This is a genomic window from Streptomyces griseomycini (assembly GCF_014203535.1).
GTDB lineage: Bacteria > Actinomycetota > Actinomycetes > Streptomycetales > Streptomycetaceae > Streptomyces > Streptomyces griseomycini.
Genome location: NZ_JACHJI010000015.1, coordinates 75,832 through 98,652, shown reverse-complemented (window position 1 = coordinate 98,652; position 22,821 = coordinate 75,832). Strand labels below are relative to the sequence as shown.

At 71.9% G+C, this 22,821-nt stretch carries 23 protein-coding genes, 1 pseudogene and 1 riboswitch; of the genes and pseudogenes, 6 read left to right on the top strand and 18 right to left on the bottom strand.

The features are described 5' to 3' along the window. Window positions 1-86 precede the first annotated feature (86 nt). The 3 genes from FHS37_RS31610 (at window position 87) to FHS37_RS31600 (ending at window position 2,519) form a co-directional block, all read left to right on the top strand. A complete protein-coding gene (locus tag FHS37_RS31610) occupies window positions 87-494 on the top strand; it encodes a VOC family protein (protein ID WP_184827546.1) in 408 nt (135 codons plus the stop codon). A 37-nt stretch (window positions 495-531) separates the two neighbouring features. Then, window positions 532-1,653 (top strand): LOG family protein, encoded by a 1,122-nt coding sequence (locus tag FHS37_RS31605; protein WP_184827544.1) that lies wholly within the window; start codon window positions 532-534, stop codon window positions 1,651-1,653. 149 nt (window positions 1,654-1,802) lie between these two features. Next, window positions 1,803-2,519, top strand: a complete 717-nt coding sequence (locus tag FHS37_RS31600; protein ID WP_184827542.1) for an LAETG motif-containing sortase-dependent surface protein — start codon at window positions 1,803-1,805, stop codon at window positions 2,517-2,519. Window positions 2,520-2,613: 94 nt separating this feature from the next. On the opposite strand, the gene FHS37_RS31595 is transcribed toward FHS37_RS31600, so the two are convergent. The 5 genes from FHS37_RS31595 to rlmN all read right to left on the bottom strand — a co-directional run bounded on the left by FHS37_RS31595 (window position 2,614) and on the right by rlmN (window position 8,529). After that, entirely contained in the window at window positions 2,614-3,414 is an 801-nt protein-coding gene (locus FHS37_RS31595) for a maleylpyruvate isomerase family mycothiol-dependent enzyme (RefSeq protein WP_184827540.1), read from the bottom strand. A gap of 25 nt (window positions 3,415-3,439) precedes the next feature. Further along, the gene (locus FHS37_RS31590; RefSeq protein WP_184827539.1) at window positions 3,440-4,459 is read right to left on the bottom strand and encodes an ABC transporter ATP-binding protein; all 1,020 of its coding nucleotides are present in this window, start codon (window positions 4,457-4,459) and stop codon (window positions 3,440-3,442) included. Beyond that, a complete protein-coding gene (locus FHS37_RS31585) occupies window positions 4,460-6,061 on the bottom strand; it encodes an ABC transporter permease (RefSeq protein ID WP_221500553.1) in 1,602 nt (533 codons plus the stop codon). It lies immediately after the preceding gene. A gap of 65 nt (window positions 6,062-6,126) precedes the next feature. Then, window positions 6,127-7,218 (bottom strand): thiamine ABC transporter substrate-binding protein, encoded by a 1,092-nt coding sequence (locus FHS37_RS31580; RefSeq protein WP_184827537.1) that lies wholly within the window; start codon window positions 7,216-7,218, stop codon window positions 6,127-6,129. Between the two features lie 78 nt (window positions 7,219-7,296). Beyond that, a riboswitch (TPP riboswitch) is annotated at window positions 7,297-7,402 on the bottom strand. A gap of 20 nt (window positions 7,403-7,422) precedes the next feature. Next, window positions 7,423-8,529 carry a dual-specificity RNA methyltransferase RlmN gene (rlmN, locus tag FHS37_RS31575; protein WP_184827536.1) on the bottom strand — a complete coding sequence of 369 codons (1,107 nt, stop codon included), beginning with the start codon at window positions 8,527-8,529 and terminating at the stop codon, window positions 7,423-7,425. 172 nt (window positions 8,530-8,701) lie between these two features. Here rlmN and FHS37_RS31570 point away from each other — a divergent pair. Then, window positions 8,702-9,573 (top strand): annotated as a pseudogene (locus FHS37_RS31570) (alpha/beta fold hydrolase). Between the two features lie 302 nt (window positions 9,574-9,875). Further along, complete coding sequence (locus FHS37_RS31565) at window positions 9,876-10,031, top strand: hypothetical protein (protein ID WP_184827535.1); 156 nt, start codon at window positions 9,876-9,878, stop codon at window positions 10,029-10,031. A 450-nt stretch (window positions 10,032-10,481) separates the two neighbouring features. On the opposite strand, the gene FHS37_RS31560 is transcribed toward FHS37_RS31565, so the two are convergent. From FHS37_RS31560 to rpsB, 5 genes are all read right to left on the bottom strand, one after another. Continuing rightward, window positions 10,482-11,606, bottom strand: a complete 1,125-nt coding sequence (locus FHS37_RS31560; protein ID WP_184827534.1) for a phosphatidate cytidylyltransferase — start codon at window positions 11,604-11,606, stop codon at window positions 10,482-10,484. Further along, entirely contained in the window at window positions 11,606-12,163 is a 558-nt protein-coding gene (gene frr, locus FHS37_RS31555) for a ribosome recycling factor (protein ID WP_014675285.1), read from the bottom strand. Before frr ends, FHS37_RS31560 begins: the two co-directional genes overlap by 1 nt. A 129-nt stretch (window positions 12,164-12,292) precedes the next feature. Continuing rightward, window positions 12,293-13,051 (bottom strand): UMP kinase, encoded by a 759-nt coding sequence (gene pyrH, locus FHS37_RS31550; protein ID WP_159536020.1) that lies wholly within the window; start codon window positions 13,049-13,051, stop codon window positions 12,293-12,295. A gap of 190 nt (window positions 13,052-13,241) precedes the next feature. Further along, window positions 13,242-14,078 carry a translation elongation factor Ts gene (tsf, locus tag FHS37_RS31545; protein ID WP_184827532.1) on the bottom strand — a complete coding sequence of 279 codons (837 nt, stop codon included), beginning with the start codon at window positions 14,076-14,078 and terminating at the stop codon, window positions 13,242-13,244. Window positions 14,079-14,233: 155 nt separating this feature from the next. After that, complete coding sequence (gene rpsB, locus FHS37_RS31540; RefSeq protein ID WP_184827530.1) at window positions 14,234-15,109, bottom strand: 30S ribosomal protein S2; 876 nt, start codon at window positions 15,107-15,109, stop codon at window positions 14,234-14,236. Between the two features lie 281 nt (window positions 15,110-15,390). On the opposite strand from rpsB, the gene FHS37_RS31535 reads away from it, so the two are divergent. Next, a complete protein-coding gene (locus FHS37_RS31535; protein WP_184827528.1) occupies window positions 15,391-16,014 on the top strand; it encodes a murein hydrolase activator EnvC family protein in 624 nt (207 codons plus the stop codon). Window positions 16,015-16,114: 100 nt separating this feature from the next. Here FHS37_RS31535 and FHS37_RS31530 read toward each other — a convergent pair whose 3' ends face one another. The 8 genes from FHS37_RS31530 to lepB form a co-directional block, all read right to left on the bottom strand. Then, window positions 16,115-16,672, bottom strand: coding sequence for a TetR/AcrR family transcriptional regulator (locus tag FHS37_RS31530; protein ID WP_184827628.1), 558 nt, complete (start codon window positions 16,670-16,672; stop codon window positions 16,115-16,117). A gap of 118 nt (window positions 16,673-16,790) precedes the next feature. Further along, window positions 16,791-17,633 carry an RNA polymerase sigma factor WhiG gene (gene whiG, locus FHS37_RS31525; RefSeq protein WP_184827526.1) on the bottom strand — a complete coding sequence of 281 codons (843 nt, stop codon included), beginning with the start codon at window positions 17,631-17,633 and terminating at the stop codon, window positions 16,791-16,793. A 272-nt stretch (window positions 17,634-17,905) separates the two neighbouring features. Beyond that, window positions 17,906-19,066: a DNA-processing protein DprA gene (gene dprA / locus FHS37_RS31520; RefSeq protein WP_184827524.1), complete on the bottom strand. Its 1,161-nt coding sequence runs from the start codon at window positions 19,064-19,066 to the stop codon at window positions 17,906-17,908. Next, entirely contained in the window at window positions 19,063-20,688 is a 1,626-nt protein-coding gene (locus FHS37_RS31515) for a YifB family Mg chelatase-like AAA ATPase (RefSeq protein WP_184827522.1), read from the bottom strand. The genes dprA and FHS37_RS31515 overlap by 4 nt, the downstream gene beginning before the upstream one ends. Window position 20,689: 1 nt before the next feature. Continuing rightward, window positions 20,690-21,109, bottom strand: coding sequence for a YraN family protein (locus FHS37_RS31510; protein ID WP_184827520.1), 420 nt, complete (start codon window positions 21,107-21,109; stop codon window positions 20,690-20,692). Between the two features lie 58 nt (window positions 21,110-21,167). Beyond that, window positions 21,168-21,476 carry a DUF2469 domain-containing protein gene (locus FHS37_RS31505; RefSeq protein WP_003965949.1) on the bottom strand — a complete coding sequence of 103 codons (309 nt, stop codon included), beginning with the start codon at window positions 21,474-21,476 and terminating at the stop codon, window positions 21,168-21,170. A 56-nt stretch (window positions 21,477-21,532) separates the two neighbouring features. Continuing rightward, on the bottom strand, window positions 21,533-22,057 hold the full coding sequence (locus tag FHS37_RS31500; protein ID WP_184827518.1) for an NUDIX hydrolase: 525 nt from the start codon (window positions 22,055-22,057) through the stop codon (window positions 21,533-21,535). Further along, window positions 22,047-22,805 carry a signal peptidase I gene (gene lepB / locus FHS37_RS31495; RefSeq protein ID WP_184827516.1) on the bottom strand — a complete coding sequence of 253 codons (759 nt, stop codon included), beginning with the start codon at window positions 22,803-22,805 and terminating at the stop codon, window positions 22,047-22,049. Before lepB ends, FHS37_RS31500 begins: the two co-directional genes overlap by 11 nt. Window positions 22,806-22,821 lie beyond the last annotated feature (16 nt).

Sequence of the window (22,821 nt, the reverse complement as noted above, 5' to 3'; positions counted from 1 at the left end):
AGAAAACCTCCGCGGGCCGATGAGTTCCGCGCGGCCCCCGGGTCTACCCCCTCGAACGCTACGGAACCGACGGGAGAGGCCCCACCATGTACCAGCAGATGATCTTCGTGAACCTGGCCGTCAACGACCTCGACGCGTCGAAGAAGTTCTTCACGGAGCTCGGCTACTCGATCAACCCGCAGTTCAGCGACGAGACCGCCGCATCGGTCGTGATCAGCGACACGATCGTCGCGATGCTGCTCACCCGGCAGAAGTACGCGGAGTTCACGAAGAAGGAGATCGTGGACGCCACGAAGAGCAGCGAAGTGCTGCTGGCACTGAGCGCGGAGAGCCGCGAGAAGGTCGACGAGCTGGTGGAGAAGGCCGTCGCGGCGGGCGGTTCGGTCACCGGCGAGACCCAGGACCACGGCTTCATGTACGGCCGCGCCTTCGACGACCTCGACGGCCACACCTGGGAGGTCGTCTGGATGGACCCGGCCGCGGTGCAGGGCTGAGCGGAGAGCCGGGGGCGGACGGGCCTAGCATGGGCGGGTGCAGACGAGTCCCGCCCATGCCGTTCACCACGGGGACCGCGAGATAGAGACGGTCGAGGAGTTCGACGCGATCGTCTCGGCCCGCGGCACGCTCTCCGGATTCCGTGTCCAGTCCGTCGATCTGACCGACCGGACGCGGGAGTTGCTCACCACCGACACCACCGGGGCCGTCTTCCTCGGCTGCCGGATGCGTCCGGACGCGGCGGAGAAGCTCCGCGCCGACGGCGCCCTGGTCCTCCCGCCGCTCCCGGGACTGCCCTTCGACCCGTACCGGGGTCACCTGTACACGCCCGACGACCTGTTCGCCTCGCTCGACCAGGGCTACGAGGAGACACCGGACGCCCGCGCGTACGCCTGGTTCCAGCGGACCAAGGCCGACGGCGACATCTTCGCCTCGATGCTGCGCGCCGTCCACGACGACTCCATGTCCGACGCCCTCGACGAACTCCTGCGCGGCGCGCGGGTCGTGGGGGTCATGGGCGGCCACGCGATGGCCCGCGGGACCGAGGAGTACCGGGGTGCCGCCCGGCTGGGCCGCGCGCTGACCCGCACGGGTTTCACCGTGGCGACCGGCGGCGGCCCGGGCGCGATGGAGGCGGCGAACCTCGGCGCCTACGCGGCTCCGTACGACGACCCCGTTCTGGACGAGGCCTGCGAGATCCTCGCCGGCGCGCCCTCGTTCACCCCGTCGATCACCGACTGGGCGCGCGCCGCCTTCGAGGTGCGCACCCGCTGGCCGAAGGGCAACCACTCGGTCGGCATCCCCACCTGGTTCTACGGGCACGAGCCGCCGAACGCCTTCGCCTCCCACATCGCCAAGTACTTCGCCAACGCCACCCGCGAGGACGGCCTGCTCGCCCGCTGCAACGCGGGGGTCGTCTTCCTGCCGGGCGCCGCGGGCACCGTGCAGGAGATCTTCGACAACGCGACGCCGAACTACTACGAGTCGCGCGGCGAGCCCACGCCCATGGTGCTGGTGAACCGGGCGCACTGGACGGAGAAGCTGCCGACCTGGCCCCTGCTCCGGTCCCTCGCCCGGGAGCGCTCGATGGAGGCGCGGATCGCCCTCGTGGACCGGATCGAGGAGGCTCCCGAGGCGTTGAAACATCTGCTCGGTTAATGAGAGGGCAAAGTCGAGACCTGCTGCGGGCATATGCGTTGACACTACTTATGCGGCGCTTATAGACCTGGGGCCTCCCGGGAGTGGTGACCCTTCGTCAGCGCTCCCTCCAACCCCCCGCATATGCGCATCTTCCGCAAAGGACAAACGTGGCAGTTCTGTCCGCATCCCGCCGTACGGCCCCGCGCCGTACCGTCGCACGTACCGTGCGCGCCCTCGGTGTCGTCTCCGCGTCGGCCGCGCTCGCGCTCGGTGCCGCCGGCAGCGCGGCGGCGTGCACCATCGACGAGTTCTCGGCCGAGGCCAAGTGTGTGGGTGACAAGGGCGTCATCACCGTCACCGACGTGGACCCGGCCGGCGTCCCCGCCACCGTCACCGTGTTCCTCGAGAACAACGGCGCCGACCTGAGGAAGGTCGGCGAGCAGGTGGTCAGGGGCTCCCGCGAGGGCACCACCATCACCTTCGAGGAGGACTGGAAGCCGAACGCCGAGTACCGCATCCACGTCAAGGCCGTGCCCTACGTGGACGAGGACATCAAGCCGAACCTGGTCACCCCGGCCACGGCGTGCGAGAAGGGCGAGGAGAAGCCTCCGGCTCCCGAGCCCACGCCGACCCCGTCGGACTCCGCCTCGCCCCCGGCCGGGGAGACCGGCACCCCGACCCCGTCGGCGTCGGGGAGCACCGGCACCGCTCCGGCGGACACGCCGAGCAACGCGCCGTCCCCGGCCGGTGAGTCGCACCTCGCCGAGACCGGCGCCGACTCCTCCACCGGTCTGATCGTCGGCATCGCGGCCGCGCTGGTCGCGGTCGGCGGCGGCGCGGTCTTCCTCGGCATGCGCCGCCGGGGGGCGAAGAGCGACGGCTGACGCCTCACGGGCACGAGGCGGTGGCCCGTCCCCGAGGGGGCGGGCCACCGCCTTGCGACCGCGTTGGGGAGCGGGACCTCCCGTTCCCAGCGGCTCATCCGAACGTCGCCCGCTCCAGCCAGAACTCCAGCAGCTTCCGGTCGCCGAGCACCTCCACCTCCGGCGCGTCGAGCGGCAGCCGGCGGTAGAAGGCGAGGAGCACGGAGGTGAGCGGCCCGCGGAGGGCGACGGTCGCCTTCTCGTGGCCACGGCGCCAGACGACGCCGTCCTCGGCCGGCTCGATCAGCCACTCGGCGTTCAGCTCGGGGGCGGTGTCGGTGGCGTGCAGGTGGAGCGACCGGCCGGGCAGGCGCAGTTCCTTCGCCGGTCCGTCCGGCAGGGCCCGCTGCACGAACTGCACGATCTGCAGCCACTCGTCCACCGCGTCGGCGGCCACGTCGGCGGCGACCGTCCCGAAGGGGCGGCCCGCGGCGAGTGCCGCGTCCGCGTGGTGGACGACGAGTTCGTGCGTCATCCGGCGGGCCCAGAAGCCGACGGTGAAGATCCCGGCCCACGACCACACCCGCGCGTCCGGCCCGGCCTCCCGCAGTGCGGCCACGGCCAGCGCGCCGGACTCCGCCAGCCACGCCTCCAGCGCGGCGGCGTCGCTCTGGGCCCCGGGTCCCCCGCCCTCCGGCACCCGGTCGACGGGCACCTCCTCCTGGGCCCGGGTACGGACGATCAGTTCCACCCAGCGCAGGGCCCCTCCGACATGGCGGACCAACTGCTCCAGGGTCCAGTCCGGGCAGGTCGGCACGGTGGCGGACAGATCGGCCCCGGAGGCCAGCACGGCCCTGAACTCCCCCACCTGGTGGGCGATCTCGTCGCAGTAGCGGTCATGTGGCAGTTGCGTCATGCCGCTCACCCTAGGTGGGGAGCGCTCACCCCAGCACGGCGGTTTCGGCCACGTCGAACTCCACCCCGACCTCGTCCCCGACCTCCGGCGCCGCCCGCAGGGCACAGGCGGCCTCCAGTCGGGGCGCGTCCTCGGGCTGGAGGTGGACGGCCACGTGGGTGCCGCGGAAGGTGCGCGCGGCCACGGTGCAGCGCAGGCCCGCGTCGGCCGGGACCAGACGGACACCGGCGGGCCGGACGAGAAGCGTCCGCGTCCCCCGCGGGGTGTCCTCCGGCACGGGGACCTTGCCCCAGGGGGTCACGGCGACCGCGTCGCCCACCGTCGCCTCGACCACGTTCTCGAAGCCGAGGAAGCGGGCCACGAAGGCGTCGGCCGGCCGCTGCCACACCTGAAGGGGCGTGCCGGACTGGGCGATCCGCCCGTCCCGCATCACCACCACCCGGTCGGCCAGCGCGAACGCCTCCCCCTGGTCGTGGGTCACCGCGAGCACGGTGGTGCCCAGCCGGCCGAACAGCTCCCGCAGTTCGACGACCAGCCGTTCCCTGAGCGAGCGGTCGAGCTGTCCGAGCGGCTCGTCGAGCATCAGCAGCCGGGGGCTCGGCGCGAGGGCGCGGGCCAGCGCCACGCGCTGCTGCTCCCCGCCGGACAGCGCGGCGACGGCGCGCCCGGCCGCTCCGGGCAGCCCGACGAGCTCCAGCAACTCCTCCACCCGCTCGGTCCGTTCGCCCCGTGGCGCCCCGCGCATCCGCAGCCCGAAGGCCACGTTGCCGGCGACGTCCCGCTGCGGGAACAGCTGGTGGTCCTGGAACATCAGCCCGACCCCGCGCTTGTGCGCGGGCACGCCCGCCTGGTCGCGGCCGTCGAGCACGATCCGCCCGGAGTCGAGGGGCTGCAGTCCGGCCACCGCCCGCAGCAGCGTCGACTTGCCGCTGCCGCTGGGTCCCAGCACGCACACGGTCTCGTGCTCGGCGACCTCCAGGTCGACGGCGTCCAGCACCGCCCGCTCCCCGAAGCGGACGGTCGCGCCTTCCAGGCTCAGCAGCATCTAGAACTCCCCGGTCCGGTCGGTCCGCAGCCGCTCCAGCACCAGCAGCGCCACCGCGCACACGATCATCAGAATCGTCGACAGGGCCATCGCCTGGCCGTAGTTGAGGTCACCGGGCCGTCCCAGCAGCCGGGCCACGGCCACCGGCAGCGTCGGGTTGTCGGGCCGCGCGATGAACACCGTCGCCCCGAACTCCCCCAGCGACACCGCGAAGGCGAACCCGGCGGCGATCAGCAGCGCCCGCCGCACCATCGGCAGGTCCACCTCCCGCCACGCCCGCCACGGCGACGCCCCGAGCACGGCCGCCGCCTCCCGCAGCCGTACGTCCACGGCCCGCAGCACGGGCAGCATCGTCCGCACGACGAAGGGGACGCCGACCAGCGCCTGCGCGAGCGGCACCAGGATCCACGAGGCCCTGAGGTCCAGCGGCGGCTCGTCCAGGGCGATCAGGAACCCGAAGCCGACGGTCACCGCGGACACCCCGAGCGGCAGCATCAGCAGCGCGTCGAAGCCGCGCACCAGCCGCCCCGCGTCCCGCCGGGTGAGCGCGACGGAGGCGAGGCCGCCGATCACCACGGCGAGGGCGGTGGCGGCGACGGCGTACTGCAGCGAGTTGCCGACCGCCTCGATCGGCGGTACGAGGAACACTCCCCCGTCCTCGCGGGTCAGCGCCCGGTAGTAGCCGAGGCCCGCGTCCGCGAAGGACCGTTCCACCAGCACGGCGAGCGGCAGCAGGAGCAGGAGGGCGACGGTGGCGACGACTCCGCCGAGCAGCGCCCACTGCCCGGCGCCGCGCGGCCGGCGCGCGGTCACCGAGGCGTCCACCAGCCGCAGCGCGGTCTCCCGCCGCCGTACGGTCCAGGCGTGCAGGGCGAGGATCGTCCCCACGGCGACGAACTGGATCATCGTCAGGACGGCCGCCGTGGACAGGTCGAAGATCTCGGAGGTCTGGCGGTAGATCTCCACCTCGAGGGTGGAGAAGGTGGGCCCGCCGAGGATCTGCACCACGCCGAAGGAGGTGAAGGTGAACAGGAAGACCATCAGCGCGGCGGCGGCCACGGCCGGCGCGAGCGCGGGCAGGGTGACGGTCCGCCAGGCCGCGAACCGCGAGGCGCCGAGCATCCGCGCGGCCTCCTCCTGCCGGGGGTCGAGCTGCGCCCACAGTCCGCCCACGGTCCGGACGACCACGGCGTAGTTGAAGAAGACGTGCGCGAGCAGGATCGCCCACACGGTGGTGTCCAGGCGTACGCCCCACAGTTCGTCGAGGAGTCCGCCGCGCCCCACGAGCGCCATGAACGCCGTACCGACGACGACCGTGGGCAGCACGAACGGCACGGTGACCACGGCCCGCAGCACCTGCTTGCCGGGGAAGTCGAAGCGGGCGAGGACACAGGCGCCGGGCAGGGCGATCAGCAGGGTGAGGACGGTGGAGACCAGTGCCTGCCAGGTGGTGAACCACAGCACCTGCCGGACGTCGGACTGCGCCAGCACCTCGCCGATCCGCCCGAGGTGCCAGGTCCCGCCGTCCTTCAGCCCGCGGGCGACGATCGCGGCGACGGGGTAGGCGAAGAAGACGGCGAAGAACGCGACGGGCACGGCCATCAGGCCGAGCCGCGCAGCGCTCCCGCGCCACCTCGCCGCGGCTCGGCTCACCGGCGCGGCCCGGCTCACTTCAGGAGGAGCGAGGTCCACGACTTGACCCACTGGTCACGGTTGTCGGCGATCTCCGCCGGGTCCATGGTCCGGGGGTCCTTCGCCTGCGGTCCGAACTTCACGAACTCCTCGGGCACCCGGGCACCCTCGCGCACCGGGTAGACGAACATGTTGAGCGGCATGTCCTCCTGGAACCGCTCGCCGATCAGGAAGTCGAGCAGCGCCTTGCCGCCCTCGGGGTTCTTCGCGTTGCTCAGCAGCCCCGCGTACTCGACCTGGCGGAAGCAGGTGCCCTCGGCGACGCCGGTGGGCGCGGTGTCCGGCTTCGGGTCGGCGTAGATCACCTCGGCGGGCGGCGAGGAGGCGTAGGACACCACCAGCGGGCGGTCGGCCTTGGCCTCCTTGCCGCCGGCCGAGCCGGAGAACTCCTCGTTGTAGGCCTGCTCCCAGCCGTCGACCACCTTCACGCCGTTGGCCTCGAGCTTCTTCCAGTAGTCCTGCCAGCCCTCGTCGCCGTACTCGGCGGCGGTGCCGAGCAGGAAGCCGAGGCCGGGTGAGGAGGTGGAGGCGTTCTCGACGACGAGGAGGTCCTTGTACTCGGGCTTGATCAGGTCGTCGAAGGTCTTCGGCGGGGTCAGGTCGTGCTCGTCGAACCACGCCTTGTCGTAGTTGACGCAGACGTCGCCGGTGTCGACGGGCGTGACCCGGTGCTCGTCCTCGTCCACCCGGTACTCGGGCAGGACCAGGTCGGAGCCCTTCGCCTCGTACGGCTGGAACAGGCCGTTGTCGAGGGCGCGGGAGAGCAGGGTGTTGTCGACGCCGAAGAAGACGTCGCCCTGGGGGTTGTCCTTGGTCAGGATCGCCTTGTTCACGGCCTGGCCGGCGTCGCCGTCCTCGAGGACCTTGAGCTTGTACCCGGACTGCTTCTCGAAGGCGGCGACGACGTCCTTCGACACGGCCCACGAGTTGTGGCTGACGAGGGTCACGGTCCTGGACCCGCCGCCACTGCCCCCGCTGCCGCCGTCCCCGTCGGACGACCCGCACGCGGACAGCGTGACCAGCCCCAGCCCGACGGCCAGGACGGTGACCTTCTTGGTGATGCTCACTGGATTCCTCCTGGAGTGACCAGGAAGAGACGCGGCCCTGCCCGGGACCCCGTGGGGGTCCCGGGCAGGGCGCAACAGCTCGAGTGGTGACCGATCTCCCTACCCAGAATGACCTGGGCCAGGTTCGGAGGGTCTGCGGCCGGTGCCGCACTCTCAGCGCTGTGGCGCTCCCCTGTCGGAATGTGAAGGTGTACGCCGGTCAGGTTACCGCTCGCTCGCGGCGAGCTGACCGCAGGCCCCGTCGATCTCCTGGCCACGGGTGTCCCGGATCGTCACCGGCACACCGTGGGCGGCGATCGCCTCCACGAACGCCTTCTCGTCCTCGGGCCGCGAGGCGGTCCACTTGGAGCCGGGCGTCGGGTTGAGCGGGATGAGGTTGACGTGCACGGGTCGGCCCTTGAGCAGCCGGCCGAGCCGGTCACCGCGCCAGGCCTGGTCGTTGATGTCCCGGATGAGCGCGTACTCGATGGACAGCCGCCGCCCGGACTTGGCGGCGTACTCGAATCCGGCGTCGAGCACCTCGCGCACCTTCCACCGCGTGTTCACCGGGACGAGGGTGTCGCGCAGCTCGTCGTCGGGCGCGTGCAGCGAGATGGCGAGGCGGCACTTGAAGCCCTCGTCGGAGAACCGGTGGATGGCCGGGACGAGGCCGACCGTGGACACGGTGATCCCGCGCTGCGACAGCCCGAGCCCGTCCGGCTCGGGATCGGTGAGGCGGCGGATGGCCCCCACGACCCGGTTGTAGTTGGCGAGCGGCTCGCCCATGCCCATGAACACGATGTTGCTCAGCCGCGTGGGGCCGCCCGGCACCTCGCCGTCCCTGAGGGCGCGCATGCCGTCCACGATCTGGTGCACGATCTCCGCGGTGGACAGGTTCCGGTCGAGACCGGCCTGCCCGGTGGCGCAGAACGGGCAGTTCATGCCGCAGCCCGCCTGGGAGCTGATGCACATCGTCACCCGGTCCGGGTAACGCATGAGCACCGACTCGACGAGCGTCCCGTCGAACAGCTTCCACAGCGTCTTGCGGGTGGTGCCCTGGTCGGTCGACAGGTGCCGGACCACGGTCATCAGCTCGGGGAGCAGCGCCTCCCGGAGCTTGCCGCGGGAGCCGGCGGGGATGTCGGTCCACTGGTCCGGGTCGTGCGCGTACCGCGCGAAGTAGTGCTGCGAGAGCTGCTTGGCGCGGAACGGCTTCTCACCGACCGCGGCGACCGCCTCCTTGCGCTCGGCGGGCGTGAGGTCGGCGAGGTGCCGCGGCGGCTTCTTGGCTCCGCGCGGTGCGACGAATGTGAGTTCTCCGGGCTTGGGCATGGTGGTTCCAGTGTCGCAGATCAACTCTGGTGGCCCAGGCCAGAGCGGGGTGGGGGCGGTCACCCACGGGTGCCGTCCGCCGGCGTTGGTCGATCCCGGACGGCCCGGGGACGGACGGCGACAGACGATACGAAACGCCTCGCATTACCGGAGTTCGGAAAGCCGGGGGAGCATCACGGAACGCTTGGTCGACGCAGCGCCCGGTATACGCCTACGGGTGGAAGATCGTGGCGCCGTCGGTGCGCCTCCCCTCTTGTTGACCATGGGTGCGCAAGCGTCCGGCCCGGGCCGGCCGGACGAGCTGGTGGACATGCTCGCCTCTCGTCATCGCGTGATCCGCTACGACCATCGCGACACCGGCCGCTCCATCTGGCCGTTCGACCAGCAGCCCCACCCTCTCACCCGACTCGCGGAAGACGCCGTCACCGTGCTGGATGGCCTCGGTGTCGAACGCGCCCATGTGGTGGGCATGTCGCTGGGCGGGATGCTCGCCCGGCTCCTCGTCGCCGACCGTCCCGACCGCCTCCTCAGTGCCACCCTGATCGGCACCAGCGCACTCAGCGCTGTCCCGTACGGCGCCCGGACGGAACACGGATCCCGCCCGAGGAACTTCCCGGCATAGCCCCCCGGCTGCTGGAGACGTGGGCCCGCCCCGTGAAGGACGGGGGCCCGGAAGCCGAGCTCGAGCGGCGGGTCGAGCACCGGCGGGTCCCGGGTGGCGACCGGCTTCCCTTCGACGCCGACGCCCGCGCCCTGGAACGCAAGGTCATCGAACACACCGGGCACTGCAGCACGAGCACCGCGCACGCCCGTGCCGACACCTCCGGAACGGACCGGACCGAGCAGCCGGCGCAGACCAGCGTGCCCACCCTTGTGATCTCCGCCCCGGCCGAACCGGTCGCCCCACCACCGCACGCCCACCACCTCGCCCGGGCGATCCGCGGCGCACGCATTGTGGACCTACCTGGCACGGGTCACGCCCTCCCCCGCGAGGTGCTTGCTCCACTCGCCACCGCGGTCCTGGAGCACACCGGCAACTGCTGATGCCCAGCGACGTCTGATGCCCAGCGACGTCCCGATGGTTCCGCCGGCCCGACCGAGAGAACCGTTTCGAGACGGCAATCGTGGCCGGCGTCCGCGTGGGCGGCCGGGAAGCCCGCGCTCGCCGCAGCTGACCTCGTTCCGGACGCCGGGGAGAGCGTCAAGACCGTCAGCCAGTGCCTCGGGCACTCCGGTCCAGGGCTGACGCTGCGGGTGTACGCCCACCTGACGCCGACGGGCCGGGCACGCACGCGGAAGGTTGTCGACCGGGTATTCCTGCCCGAACAGCCGGGCACGCGCAAGGAATGACCTCTTACTACGCGGCATCGGTTCAACTGGCGGAGCGCCCGGACGGCCCCCCGTGGTTCAAGTGGGCCTTCCTGGGCGTGTGGGCGCTCTGCGGAGTGTTCGTCCTCTACAAGCTGCGCCAGAACGGTTGGAAGTTCCCCCGACGACGCTGAGGCGGCCCGGCTGCGCGGAAGAGGTGCGACTGCGCGAGTCCGACGGCCCGGCGACGGCCCAGTGCCACAGAACAGGCCCCCACCTGCACCGAACGCGCGGGTGGGGGCCTGTTGTCGTCTCTTGCCCGTCGGCTCTCCGGGCTTGGGCATGGCTCCACCGGTGTCGCGGATCGCCGGCAGCGCCCCCGAGGCCCGCGTCTCGCGCAGCGATCGTCATCGGTCGCCTCTGGCGGTGGCGGCGTCAGACAGGGTCGTGCCGCGCCATCGGCCGGCGCCACCGCTCCGTGGATCTGAAGCAGCCCATGGACCAGTGGGCGGGCCTCCGCGCTGTCGAGGACGACGTGGCCGATCGAGGGGATCGACTCGAGAGCGAGCCCCCGCCCCTCGCGGGACAGGGGCTCGGACGCACAGCAGCCGGGCGGGTACTGTGCAGGTCAGGCAGGGTGCCGTTCAGCCGGAACCGACGAAGACCACCAGCAGCAGCCACACCACCGGTGCCGTCGGCAGCAGCGAGTCCAGCCGGTCCATGATGCCGCCGTGGCCGGGGAGCAGGGTGCCCATGTCCTTGATGCCCAGGTCCCGCTTGATCATGGACTCGCCCAGGTCGCCGAGCGTGGCGCTGGCCGCGACCGCGAGGCCGAGCAGCAGGCCGTGCCACCAACTGCCGTCGTCGATCAGGAACTGCATGCACAGCGCGCCCGCCGCCATGGAGAAGGCGACGGCGCCGAGCAGGCCCTCGCGGGTCTTGCCGGGGCTGATCCGCGGCGCGAGCTTGCGCTTGCCGAAGCGCCAGCCGACGGCGTACGCGCCCGTGTCGCTCACGACCGTCAGCAGCAGGAACGTCAGCACGCGCCAGGGCCCGTCGTCCGCCGTCAGCATCATCGCGACGAAGGTCGCCAGGAACGGCACGTAGAACGCCGCGAAGAGACCCGCCGTGACGTCCTTGAGGTAGCCCTCGGGGGGTGCCGTCATCCGCCACACCAGCACCGCCAGCGCGGTGAGCGCCATGGCGACCCACGCGCCCTCGGCCCCCCGGACGTACCCAGCGACGACCATGGCCGCACCGCCGAGCGCGAGCGGCACCAGGGGCGCGTCGATGCCCTTGCGCTCCTTCAGCCGCGAGGTCAGCTCCCACAGGCCCACCACGACGGCGACGGCGATCACGCCGACGAAGACGGCCTTGACGACGAACAGCGACGCGACGATCACCGCGCCGAGTCCGACGCCGACGCCTATCGCGGCGCTCAGGTCGCGTCCCGCGCTCTTCTTCTGCGGGGCGGGCGCCGGCTGCGGGGCGTCGGGCATGGGCTCCGGATTCTGCGGCACCTCCCCGGGGTGGGGACGGGGTCGCGTCGGCTCGTCTCGGAACAAGGGACCGCTCAGTCGAGCGGTCCCCCGGTCCGCATCCTGGTCTCCGCCGTGTTCGGGTACGTCGGGCACGATGGGCATGGGGCGAGTCTGCTGTGCGTTGTGCGCATCGTACGCGGGACCCGCCGGGGCAGCCCCCCGGCCAGGCCCCTGGTCGGACGGCCCCCAGTACCCGGTCTGCGGCGTCCCCCAGGAAGAGTCGTTCATCAGACCTCGAGCAGCTCCGCTTCCTTGTGCTTCAGGAGCTCGTCCACCTGGGCGACGTACTTCGCGGTGGTGTCGTCGAGCTCCTTCTCCGCACGACGGCCCTCGTCCTCGCCGACCTCGCCGTCCTTGATCAGCTTGTCGATGGCGTCCTTGGCCTTGCGGCGCACGGAGCGGATGGAGACCTTGGCGTCCTCACCCTTGCCCTTGGCGACCTTGATGTACTCGCGGCGGCGTTCCTCGGTCAGCTCGGGGAACACCACCCGGATGATGTTGCCGTCGTTGCTCGGGTTGACGCCCAGGTCGGAGTCGCGGATCGCCTGCTCGATGTTGCGCAGCGCGCTCTTGTCGAACGGCGTCACCACGGCCATGCGCGGCTCGGGCACGGAGAACGAGGCCAGCTGGTTGATCGGCGTCGGTGCGCCGTAGTAGTCGGCCACGATCTTGTTGAACATCGCCGGGTGCGCACGGCCGGTGCGGATCGCGGCGAAGTCCTCCTTGGCGACCACGACGGCCTTCTCCATCTTCTCCTCGGCCTCGAGGAGGGTCTCTTCGATCACCACTTGCTCCTGCGTGTCTTGAGTAGGCCCGGCTGCGGTTCCCCCTCGGGGCGGCGGCCGGCTGCGTCGCGTCTTCTTCCTGCACGGTTCCCGACCGGCAGGACATTGTCCATCCCCCGGTCAGGGTCATCAGCCCTGGCTGACTTGGTCACCCACGAGCGTGCCGATCTTCTCACCCTTGACGGCGCGCGCGATATTGCCCTCCGCCAGGAGCTCGAAGACGACGATGGGGAGCTTGTTGTCGCGGCACAGCGTGACGGCCGTGGCGTCGGCGACCTTCAGTTCCCGGGTGATGACCTCGCCGTAGCCGAGGTGGTCGAACTTCACCGCGTCGGGGTTGGTCTTCGGGTCGGAGTCGTAGACCCCGTCCACGCCGTTCTTGCCCATCAGCAGGGCCTCGGCGTCGATCTCCAGGGCGCGCTGGGCGGCGGTGGTGTCGGTGGAGAAGTACGGCATGCCCATGCCGGCGCCGAAGATGACCACGCGGCCCTTCTCCAGGTGTCGCACGGCGCGCAGCGGGATGTAGGGCTCGGCGACCTGCCCCATGGTGATGGCGGTCTGCACGCGGCAGTCGACGCCCTCCTTCTCCAGGAAGTCCTGGAGAGCGAGGCAGTTCATCACGGTGCCGAGCATGCCCATGTAGTCGGAACGGGCGCGGTCCATGCCGCGCACCTGGAGCTCGGCACCGCGGAAGAAGTTGCCGCCGCCGATGACGATCGCGATCTGCGCGCCGTCCCGTACGACGGCCGCGATCTCGCGCGCGATGGCGTGCACCACGTCGGGGTCGACGCCCAGCCCCCCGCCACCGGAGAAGGCCTCTCCGGACAGCTTCAGCAGAAACCGGCCGCGTACTTTGCCGTCGTCGCTCTTCTCAGCCTTGGTGGTCATCGGGGATCCCGCCTCTTTCGCGTGTTGCACATACGAAGAAGGCCATTGCCGGTGGGGCGTGGTTCGCATCCCATACGGCAATGGCCTCCTCGTCAGATCTGCTGTCGTCCGGCACGCGCGCGTGCGTGGACGCGTGTCCGAACGACCGCTGTCGACCCTATCGGGGTCGCGCGCCCGTCACGGTGCGGACTCAGATGCCGACCTTGATGCGCGAGAAGCGCTTCAGGGTGACACCGGCCTCGTCCAGAACCTTCTGGACCGACTTCTTGTTGTCGAGCGCGTAGGGCTGGCCCAGCAGCGTGGCGTCCTTGAAGAAGCCGTTGAGGCGACCCTCGACGATCTTCGGCAGGGCGGCCTCGGGCTTGCCCTCGGCGCGGGTGGTCTCCTCGGCGATGCGGCGCTCGGACTCGACGACCTCGGCCGGCACGTCCTCCTTGGAGAGGTACTTCGGCGCGAAGGCGGCGATGTGCTGGGCGACGCCCTTGGCGATCTCGGCGTTCGGCTTGTCGAGCTCGACGAGCACACCGATCTGCGGGGGCAGGTCGGGCATCGTGCGGTGCATGTACGCCGTCACGTAGCCGTCGGCGAACTGCGCGAAGCGGTCCAGGACGATCTTCTCGCCCAGGTTGGCGTTGGCCTCGTCCACGAACGCCTGGACGGTCTTGCCGGGCTCGATCTCGGAGGCGAGCAGGGCCTCGATGTCGGCCGGGGAGGTCTTGGCGACGTGCTCGGCGATGGCGGTGGCCACCGACTGGAACTTCTCGCCCTTGGCGACGAAGTCCGTCTCGCACTTCAGCTCGACGATGACGCCGGAGGAGTTGTCGTCGGCGATGACCGAGACCACGGCGCCGTTCTCGGCGGAGCGGCCCTCGCGCTTGGCGACGCCCTTCTGGCCCTTGATGCGGAGCGCCTCGACGGCCTTCTCGACGTTGCCCTCGGCCTCGTCCAGCGCCTTCTTGCAGTCCATCATGCCGGCGCCGGTGAGCTCCCGGAGCTTCTTGACGTCGGCGGCGGTGTAGTTCGCCATGAGTCTGTGAATCTTTCTCGAAGTCTGGAGTTTCGAAGATCTGCGGGTCAGGACCCACCTGAGACCAGGTCCCCGACACGCCGCTGACCTACGGGTGAACGGCGGGAGCGGATCCGATGTCACCGCTCCCGCCGTCATCGGCTCTGACGGGTCGGTCAGGCCTGCTCGGCCGGAGCCTCCGCGGCGGGGGCCTCGGCCGGCTTCTCGCCCTCGGCCGGCTTCTCGTCCTCGGCGGCCGGGGCGGCCTCCTCGGCCTTCTTCTCGCCCTCGAGCAGGTCGCGCTCCCACTCGGCCAGCGGCTCGCCGGCGGCCTTCTCGCCCTTGCCCTCGGTGGCGACGCCGGAGCGGGCGATGAGGCCCTCGGCGACGGCGTCGGCGATCACGCGGGTGAGCAGGGTGACGGAGCGGATCGCGTCGTCGTTGCCCGGGATCTTGTAGTCGACCTCGTCGGGGTCGCAGTTGGTGTCGAGGATCGCGACGACCGGGATGTTCAGCTTCCGGGCCTCACCAACGGCGATGTGCTCCTTCTTGGTGTCCACGATCCAGACGGCGCTGGGCACCTTCTGCATCTCGCGGATACCACCGAGGGTCTTCTCCAGCTTGGCCTTCTCGCGGGAGAGGACCAGGAGCTCCTTCTTGGTCAGACCGGAGGACGCGACGTCCTCGAAGTCGATCTGCTCGAGCTCCTTCAGGCGCTGCAGGCGCTTGTAGACGGTCGAGAAGTTGGTGAGCATGCCGCCCAGCCAGCGCTGGTTGACGTAGGGCATGCCGACGCGGGTGGCCTGCTCGGCGATGGCCTCCTGCGCCTGCTTCTTCGTGCCGACGAACATGACCGTGCCACCGTGGGCGACGGTCTCCTTGACGAACTCGTAGGCGCGGTCGATGTACGACAGCGACTGGAGCAGGTCGATGATGTAGATGCCGTTGCGCTCGGTGAAGATGAAGCGCTTCATCTTCGGGTTCCAGCGACGGGTCTGGTGACCGAAGTGGACGCCGCTCTCCAGCAGCTCCCGCATCGTGACGACGGCCATGGCCGTATCTCCTTGAGTTTCTCGGTTGTGCCGCGGGTTCCGGACGGCTCCCGCGCCTGACGCCCGCGACGCGCCGTTGCCACGAAGGACCGAGGGGCGCTGACACCGGGAGCCGACCGTGACCGGTCCTGGTGTCGGGGCGTGCGAAGTCGACCCGGTGGCCCGGGTCGCCACCAGAAGTGTACGGGACCCGCGAGGTGCCGGGTGACGTCGTTGTCCACAACCGGCCGCCGGTCCACAGGTCCCCGCCGTGATCGCGGACGTCGGGGACGCTTCTGCGCATGCGAGTGAGGCGATGCGCGAAGGCGTTCACACGACTGGTCCTGCTGGTGGTCCTGACCCTGGTGGTGCTGCTGGCTCCGCCGCCGTCGCGGCTCCTGGGGTCGGGGACGGGCGCCGGGGACCCGGTGCCGACGGGCGGTCCGGCAGGCGCGGACGGCGGGACACCGGCCGTCGGGCGGCTCTGGCCCGTGGGGGTGCGCCCGCGGGTGCTGCGCGGCTGGGAACCGCCGGCGACGGCGTACGGGCGGGGGCACCGGGGCGTGGACCTGGCGGCGGCGCCGGGCACACCGGTACGGGCGGTGGCGGCGGGCCGGGTCTCGTTCGCGGGCCGGGTGGCCGGGAGGGGCGTCGTCTCGGTGGAGCTGGCGGGCACGGGGGACCCCCCGTTGCGCACGACCCACGAGCCCGTCCGGGCGTCGGTGGACGAGGGCGACGCGGTGGCGGCGGGTGAGGTGATCGGCACGGTGGAGCCCAGGGGCTCGCACTGCACGGCCCCGTGCGTGCACTGGGGCCTGCTGAGGGACGACGTCTACCTGGACCCGCTCGCCCTGCTGCCCCCGTGGCTGCTGCACAGGGGCCCGTCGCGCCTGCTGCCGGTGCTCGGGGTGCCGGTGCCTGCGTGACGGGTTCCGAAGGGCACCGCCGGACGACGGATTCCGGGAGACACCGCCGGACGGCCGTGAAGGTGAGCCGGGCCGGGACCGGGCCGCGCGTCCCCGTCCGTCAGCCCCGCACGCCCCGGAGCGCCATGGAGACCGCCGCCTCCGTGATCGTGTCCGGGTGTTCCGCCGCGCCCAGCTCGATGCGGCGCACCGCGGCGTCGACCACGCCCTGGAGCAGCATCGCCGCGAGCCGGGGCTGGTCGTGGCCCAGGTCGCCCAGGGCTTCGACGATCATGGCGATGAGCCCGCCGTGCGCCGCGCGGATCTTCTCGCGGGCGCCCGCGTCGAGTTCGCTGGCGGAGATCGCCACCACGGCCCGGTGCCGCCGGTCGCCGACCAGCTCCAGCTGCTTGCGGACGTACGCCTCGAGCTTCGCCTCCGCTCCGTCGGCGAGGGCCATCGCCGCCTCGACCTCCGCCGCCCAGACCGGGAAGTCGACCGCGCACAGCTCCTCGACGACGGCCGCCCGCGAGCGGAAGTACTCGTACACGGACGAGCGCGCGAGGCCCGTCCGCTCGGCGAGGGCCGGGAAGGTCAGCGCCTCCGTCCCGCCCTCGGACAGCAGGGAGCGTGCCGCGTCCAGCAGGGCGGCTCGCTGCATCGACCGGTGCTCGGCCACGGAGGCCGCTCGAATCCTTGGCACGTCGACCACTTTACGGACGCCTCATCCACGAGGGGAGTCACTCGCCCGGAACCACAGGTCGTCCGGGGCCCTGACGGGTCCGGACCGAGTGGGCTCAGCGTCCAAATCCCGCCAGCTTCGCCCGCAGCTGGAGCACGGACTTGGTGTGGATCTGGCTGACCCGGCTCTCGGTCACGCCCAGCACGTTGCCGATCTCGGCGAGGGTGAGCCCCTCGTAGTAGTACAGGGTGACCACGGTCTTCTCGCGCTCCGGCAGCGTGTTGATCGCCCGCACCAGGAACCGCCGCAGCTCCCGGTCCTCGGCCACCTCCACCGGGTTGTCGGCGGCGGTGTCCTCCAGTGTGTCCATGAGGCTCAGCCGGTCGCCGCCCTCGCCCCCGACGTGCAGCAGCTCCTCCAGGGCGACGACGTTCGCGAGCGACAGCTGGCTGAAAACCGCGTGCAGCTCGTCCACGGCGATGCCCATCTCGCCGGCGACCTCGCTCTCCGTCGGCGTGCGTCTGAGCCGCGCCTCCAGGGTGGCGTAGGCCCGCTCGACGTTCCGCGCCTTCTGCCGCACCGAGCGCGGGATCCAGTCGAGAGCCCGCAGCTCGTCGATCATCGCGCCCCGGATGCGCGTGATCGCGTACGTCTCGAACTTGATCTCCCGGTCGACGTCGAACTTCTCGATCGCGTCGATCAGCCCGAAGACCCCGGAGGAGACGAAGTCCGCCTGTTCGACATTGGGCGGCAGTCCCACGCTGACCCGGCCGGCGACGTACTTCACCAGCGGCGAGTAGTGCAGGATCAGCTGTTCCCGCAGCCGCTCGTCTCCCGTCGCCTTGTACGACCGCCACAACTCGTCGAGCGTCGAGGGAGCGGGCGGCCGCACGCTGCCACCGTCGCGGGCGGCTGGGGGGATCGCCGCCCGGTCGGACCCGGAGGTGTGCTGGGGCATTCGTCGCCTTGTGCCGTTCTGCCGTGGACTGGTGCTGCCTGGGTGGGCCGTCTGTCCGATGTCGAGTTGCCTGTCCGTGTCGGGATCCTCGTGAGCGTAGCGTGACTACGGCGTCGCGGTGTGCGAAGGGGCGAGGTGGGACCGTGCGCAGATTCGTTCCGGGCACCGTCCCACCGGGGCATTGCGGTCACTCGGCGTGATCACCCGGGTGTCCCAACTGACGTATTTTCCAAGGGGTGTCGGGGTTCCCCCGGACGGCCGAACACGCTCCGTCAGGGCGCATCGGAACCGCCGCGGGCCGAGATCATCGCCTGGCGTGTCAACTTCCAGCCGTCGCCATGTCGTTCGACGTAACCAAGTGCTCGTAGTTCGTACAGTCTCGCGATCGCGTCGTCCCGGGTGGTCCGCGCGTCGCGCGCGATGTCCTCCGCCCGGGCGGCTCCGCGCGCCGGCAGGGCGGCGAGGACCTCGCGGCCGGCCGGTTCCAGCAGGTCCCGGGGCAGCACCGGTCCCCGGCGTTCCGGTGCGAGCTCGCCCATGTCGCCGACGAGTTCGACGACGTCCGCGGCATCGGTGACCAGCACCGCGTCCTGCCGCAGCAGTTCGTGCACCCCGGCGGAGAGCCCGCTGGTGACCGGCCCCGGCACCCCCATCGTGTGGCGTCCCAGGCGCCGGGCCGCCCTGACGGTCACCAGGGAACCGCTGCGGTGGGCCGCCTCGACGACCACGGTGCCCCGGGTGAGTGCGGCGATCACCCGGTTACGGAGGACGAACCTGTTCGGCGTCGGATGGTCGCCGGGGGGCAGCTCACCGATCACCAGGCCCTGTTCCGCGATCCGGGTGATCAGTCCGGTGTGTCCGCGCGGATAGGGCCGGTCCACTCCGCAGGCGAGCACGGCGACGGTGGCACCGCCCGAGCCGAGCACGCCGCGGTGGGCGGCGCCGTCGACGCCGTAGGCACCGCCGGAGACCACGACCCAGCCGCGTTCGGCGAGGCCGGCGGAGAGGGTGGCGGCCATGTGGGCGCCGTACTCGGTGCAGGCGCGGGCGCCGACGACGGCGACCGAGCGCAGCGCCCACATCCGCAGGTCGGCGCCGCCGCGCACCCACAGCCCGAGGGGCCGGGCGTCCCCCAGGTCGTCGAGTTGCCGGGGCCACTCGGCGGACCCGGGGCGCACGAACCGCGCGCCGGCCTCCCGTGCGACGGCGAGATCCCCGCGCGGGTCGGCCCGCTCGGCCCGGGCGAGCATCCCCGCCCACCGCTTGCCGCTCGCCCCGGGCAGGGGCCCGCCCCGCTCCCGCAGTCGCCGCACCACCGCCTCCGCCCCGAGCTCCCGCACCCACCGCCCGCCGGTCTCGTCACCGGGCTCGATGACCCGGGTGAGGAGGACCCGGGCGAGGAGTCCGTCCTCGCCTTCGTCGACGGCGCTCATGCCGGCGCTCCGATGGCCGTGGGCACACCGCGGGGGACACCGGTGCGCAGTTGCAGCGCGAGGGCGACGTCCCCGGCGTCGGGCCGGTCGTGGCCGGCCAGGTCGGCGACGGTCCAGGCGACCCGCAGCACCCGGTCGAGCCCCCGGGCGGTGAGCACACCCCGTTCCAGGCTGCGCTCGGCGTCGTCCATCGCGCCGGGGGCGGCGCGCCAGCGGCTGCGCAGCTCCCGTCCGGGGATGTCGCTGTTGGTCCGCCACGGCGTGCCGGCGAGGCGCGCGGCGGCCCGTTCCCGGGCCGTTCGCACCCGGGCGGCGACCGTGGCGGTGGACTCGCCGCGGGCACCGTTCGCCGTCAGTTCGGCGCGGGTGACGCGGTCGGCCTCGACCCGCAGGTCGACCCGGTCGAGCAGCGGCCCGGACAGCCTGGCCTGGTAGCGGCGGATCGCCGAGGGCGGGCACTCGCACAGGTCGTTCGTCTGCGAGAAGCGCCCGCAGGGGCAGGGGTTGGCGGCGAGCACCATCAGGAACTTCGCCGGGAAGCGCACGACGCCCGCGCTGCGCGCGATGACCACGTGCCCGGACTCCAAGGGCTGGCGCAGCGCGTCGAGGGCGTGGCTGCTGAATTCGGGCGTCTCGTCCAGGAAGAGGACACCCCGGTGCGCGAGGGACACCGCTCCGGGCCGCGCCACGCCGGGGCCTCCGCCGACCAGCGCCTGCATCGTGGCCGAGTGGTGCGGGGCGCAGTAGGGGGCGACGTCGATCAGGGGCTTGCCCGGGGGCAGCAGGCCCGCCACCGAGTGCACCGCGGTGACCTCCAGCGACTCCTGTCGGTCCAGCGGCGGCAGGATCGCGGGCAACCGCTCCGCCAGCATCGTCTTGCCGGCGCCGGGCGGTCCTTCGAGGAACAGGTGGTGTCCGCCCGCCGCGGCCACCTCCACCGCCGTCCGTGCCGCGAGCTGGCCCACGACGTCCGCGAGGTCGTGGCCCTGGTCGTGCTGGGCCGCGCCGGTGCCGTGCATGCCGGTGGCCGCTGCGGCGCCGGGGACGCGCAGGCCGGCCAGGAGCGGATCGGGGCGCCCCTGCTCATCGGGGTCCTCGTCCGGCACGGGCTCGTCGGTGAGCACCGCGACCAGCTGGCGCAGGCTGCGGACGCCGAGCACGGACACTCCCGGCACCAGGCAGGCCTCGGCGGCGGCGCACTCCGGCACCACCACCTGCTCGTAGCCCGCGTCGGCCGCGGCCAGCACCGCCGGCAGAATGCCGCGCACCGGCCGCACCCTGCCGTCCAGCCCCAGCTCACCGATCATGACGACGTCGGCGAGCACTCGCGGGTCGATCCGTTCGGCGGCGCCGAGCACCGCGCAGGCGACCGCCAGGTCGAATCCGCTGCCGGCCTTCGGCACCGAGGCCGGGCTGAGTCCCACGGTGAGCTTCTTCTGCGGCCACTCCCCACCGGAGTTCACCACGGCCGCCCGGACCCGGTCCCGGCTCTCCGTCAGGCTCTTGTCCGGCAGTCCCACCAGCGTGAACGCCGCCACTCCCGGTTCCAAGTCGGCCTGGACCTCCACGACCACGCCCTCGACGCCGACCAGGGCGACCGCGCACGTGCGGGCGAACCCCATCTCAGGCCACCCCCCGGACGTGCTCGACGACGGGCGCGCCGCGGGCCGGCAGCAGGACGCCGACCAGATCGATGCGGACACCGCCGGGCGGGGCTCCCCCGTGCTCCTGGAGCCAGCCTTCCGCCAGCCTCCGCAGACGGTCCGCCTTGGCCGGGGTGACCGCCTCCATGGGGTGCTGGAAGGGCCCCGCCCTGCGGGTCTTCACCTCGCAGACGACCAGGACCTCCCCGTCCCTGGCCACGATGTCGATCTCACCGGTCCTGCCGCAGCGCCAGTTGCGCTCCAGGACCGTCATCCCGGCCCGGGCCAGCCGCCGCGCGGCCAGCGCCTCGCCGTACCTTCCGAGTGCGCTGCGTGCCCGTTGTCCACCGCGTGCCCGTTGTGCGTTCATGTCGGCACCACCTCCGGCGCCAACCGTCACGCATCCCGCTCCACAAAGTGGATCTTGGTGGGAAACCCGGCGGTTGTGGACAACTCCGTCACCCGCCCGGGAGCTCCAGGTCGCTCTTGTTGAGCTCCTCGATGTTCACGTCCTTGAACGTGAGGACCCGCACCTGCTTCACGAACCGGGCCGGCCGGTACATGTCCCAGACCCAGGCGTCCGCCATGGAGACCTCGAAGAACACCTCACCCTGAACCGAGTGCACCTGCATCTCGTAGTCGTTGGTCAGATAGAAGCGCCGCTCGGTCTCGATCACGTATTTGAACAGACCGACGACATCGCGGTACTCCCGGTAGAGCTTCAGCTCCATCTCGGTCTCGTACTTCTCGAGGTCCTCGGCGCTCATGGCATGTTCCCCTTCAGCCGTGCGATCCCCCCATTGTGCTCCAGTCCCGGGAGCCCCTAGACGATTTCGGTGTCCAGGGTCACGGGTCCGGCCGGGGGACCTTCGTCGAGCAGCGTGCGCAGCAGCTCGGCGAGTCTGGTCGGATACACCGTCTCATGTGCCCGGCTCAGTTCCGGGCACGTCCACCAGCGCGCTCCCACGACGCTGCGCCGCTCCAGCTCGGTCAGTGCCGTGGCCGCGGTGGCCGTCCGGTCGGTGCGGGCGAGGTAGTACCACTCGTCCTGGTGCCAGCGGCGGCCGGCGAAGGGGAAGGAGCACCGCCGCTTCCACAGCACGGGCCCGAGCTCGACCTCGGTGATGCCGGTCTCCTCGGCGAGTTCCCGCAGGGCGGCCTGTTCACGCGTCTCGTCGCCCTCCACGCCGCCGCCGGGCGTGAACCACCAGTCGTCGGTCGGATCGTCCGGTTCGTGGCCGTGCAGCAGCAGGATGCGGTCCTGCGGGTCGAGCAGGACGACCCGCGCGACCCTGCGCAGCCCGTCCCCGCCGGCGTCCTCGGCCACCGGGACCGGCTCAGCGGACATCGGAGGCCCCCGCCCGGGACGTGCCCGCCCGCTTGGCCACGGGACCGTACGCGGCCCCGCCGAGGACGAGCACGGCGCCGGCGATCACCGCTGCGGTGATCGTCCGCAGCGGCCCCGGCGAGGACAGGGCGCCGAGCTCCTCGAAGCCGGTGGGGGCCGGCAGCATGCCGTCCATCGGCCAGACGACGGCGTCGACCCGGGCCTGGACGGCCCCGCGGGACACGGTGCCGTTCGCGGCGTCGGCGAGGTGGGCGGTGGAGTCGACCGAGCCGGAGCGCTCGTCGCCGAGCAGGAACAGCCGCCCCTTCGGCACGGTCACCTCCGGGAAGCTGTTGAACCCGGTCGCCGTGTCCTCGGGGAGGTACGGTTCGTCGATCTCCTCGCCGTTGACCTCGAGCTTGCCGTCCTGGCAGCAGGAGACGGTGTCGCCGCCGACGGCGACCACCCGCTTGAGGATCGGGGTGTTCGCCCAGGTCTCGTCCTCGAAGACGACGACGTCCCCACGGCGGACGTCGCCGCTGTCGATGCGCTGGGCCAGCACGCGGTCACCGGCGCCGATCGTCGGCGCCATCGACGTGGTGGGCACGGTGTACGGCCGGTACACCACCGCTCCCCAGGCGAAACCGCCGAGGAACAGCACCAGGCCCAGGGCCACGGCCAGGCCGGACAGCCGCTGTCCGGTCCGGCTGCCCGCCGGGCCCGTGCCGCCGCCGCGGGAGGCCGTGTGCGTCGTGCTCTGACCACTCATGGGCCGCACCCTACCC

Bases quoted from the DNA above. Each gene is read 5' to 3' on its own strand.
- FHS37_RS31610 (WP_184827546.1), top strand. From the start codon at position 87: ATGTACCAGCAGATGATCTTCGTGAACCTGGCCGTCAACGACCTCGAC.
- FHS37_RS31595 (WP_184827540.1), bottom strand. From the start codon at position 3,414: ATGACGCAACTGCCACATGACCGCTACTGCGACGAGATCGCCCACCAG.
- FHS37_RS31590 (WP_184827539.1), bottom strand. From the start codon at position 4,459: ATGCTGCTGAGCCTGGAAGGCGCGACCGTCCGCTTCGGGGAGCGGGCG.
- FHS37_RS31585 (WP_221500553.1), bottom strand. From the start codon at position 6,061: ATGGCCGTGCCCGTCGCGTTCTTCGCCGTCTTCTTCGCCTACCCCGTC.
- rlmN (WP_184827536.1), bottom strand. From the start codon at position 8,529: ATGCCCAAGCCCGGAGAACTCACATTCGTCGCACCGCGCGGAGCCAAG.
- FHS37_RS31565 (WP_184827535.1), top strand. From the start codon at position 9,876: ATGACCTCTTACTACGCGGCATCGGTTCAACTGGCGGAGCGCCCGGAC.
- FHS37_RS31560 (WP_184827534.1), bottom strand. From the start codon at position 11,606: ATGAACGACTCTTCCTGGGGGACGCCGCAGACCGGGTACTGGGGGCCG.
- pyrH (WP_159536020.1), bottom strand. From the start codon at position 13,051: ATGACCACCAAGGCTGAGAAGAGCGACGACGGCAAAGTACGCGGCCGG.
- tsf (WP_184827532.1), bottom strand. From the start codon at position 14,078: ATGGCGAACTACACCGCCGCCGACGTCAAGAAGCTCCGGGAGCTCACC.
- rpsB (WP_184827530.1), bottom strand. From the start codon at position 15,109: ATGGCCGTCGTCACGATGCGGGAGCTGCTGGAGAGCGGCGTCCACTTC.
- FHS37_RS31535 (WP_184827528.1), top strand. From the start codon at position 15,391: ATGCGAGTGAGGCGATGCGCGAAGGCGTTCACACGACTGGTCCTGCTG.
- whiG (WP_184827526.1), bottom strand. From the start codon at position 17,633: ATGCCCCAGCACACCTCCGGGTCCGACCGGGCGGCGATCCCCCCAGCC.
- dprA (WP_184827524.1), bottom strand. From the start codon at position 19,066: ATGAGCGCCGTCGACGAAGGCGAGGACGGACTCCTCGCCCGGGTCCTC.
- FHS37_RS31515 (WP_184827522.1), bottom strand. From the start codon at position 20,688: ATGGGGTTCGCCCGCACGTGCGCGGTCGCCCTGGTCGGCGTCGAGGGC.
- FHS37_RS31505 (WP_003965949.1), bottom strand. From the start codon at position 21,476: ATGAGCGCCGAGGACCTCGAGAAGTACGAGACCGAGATGGAGCTGAAG.
- FHS37_RS31500 (WP_184827518.1), bottom strand. From the start codon at position 22,057: ATGTCCGCTGAGCCGGTCCCGGTGGCCGAGGACGCCGGCGGGGACGGG.
- lepB (WP_184827516.1), bottom strand. From the start codon at position 22,805: ATGAGTGGTCAGAGCACGACGCACACGGCCTCCCGCGGCGGCGGCACG.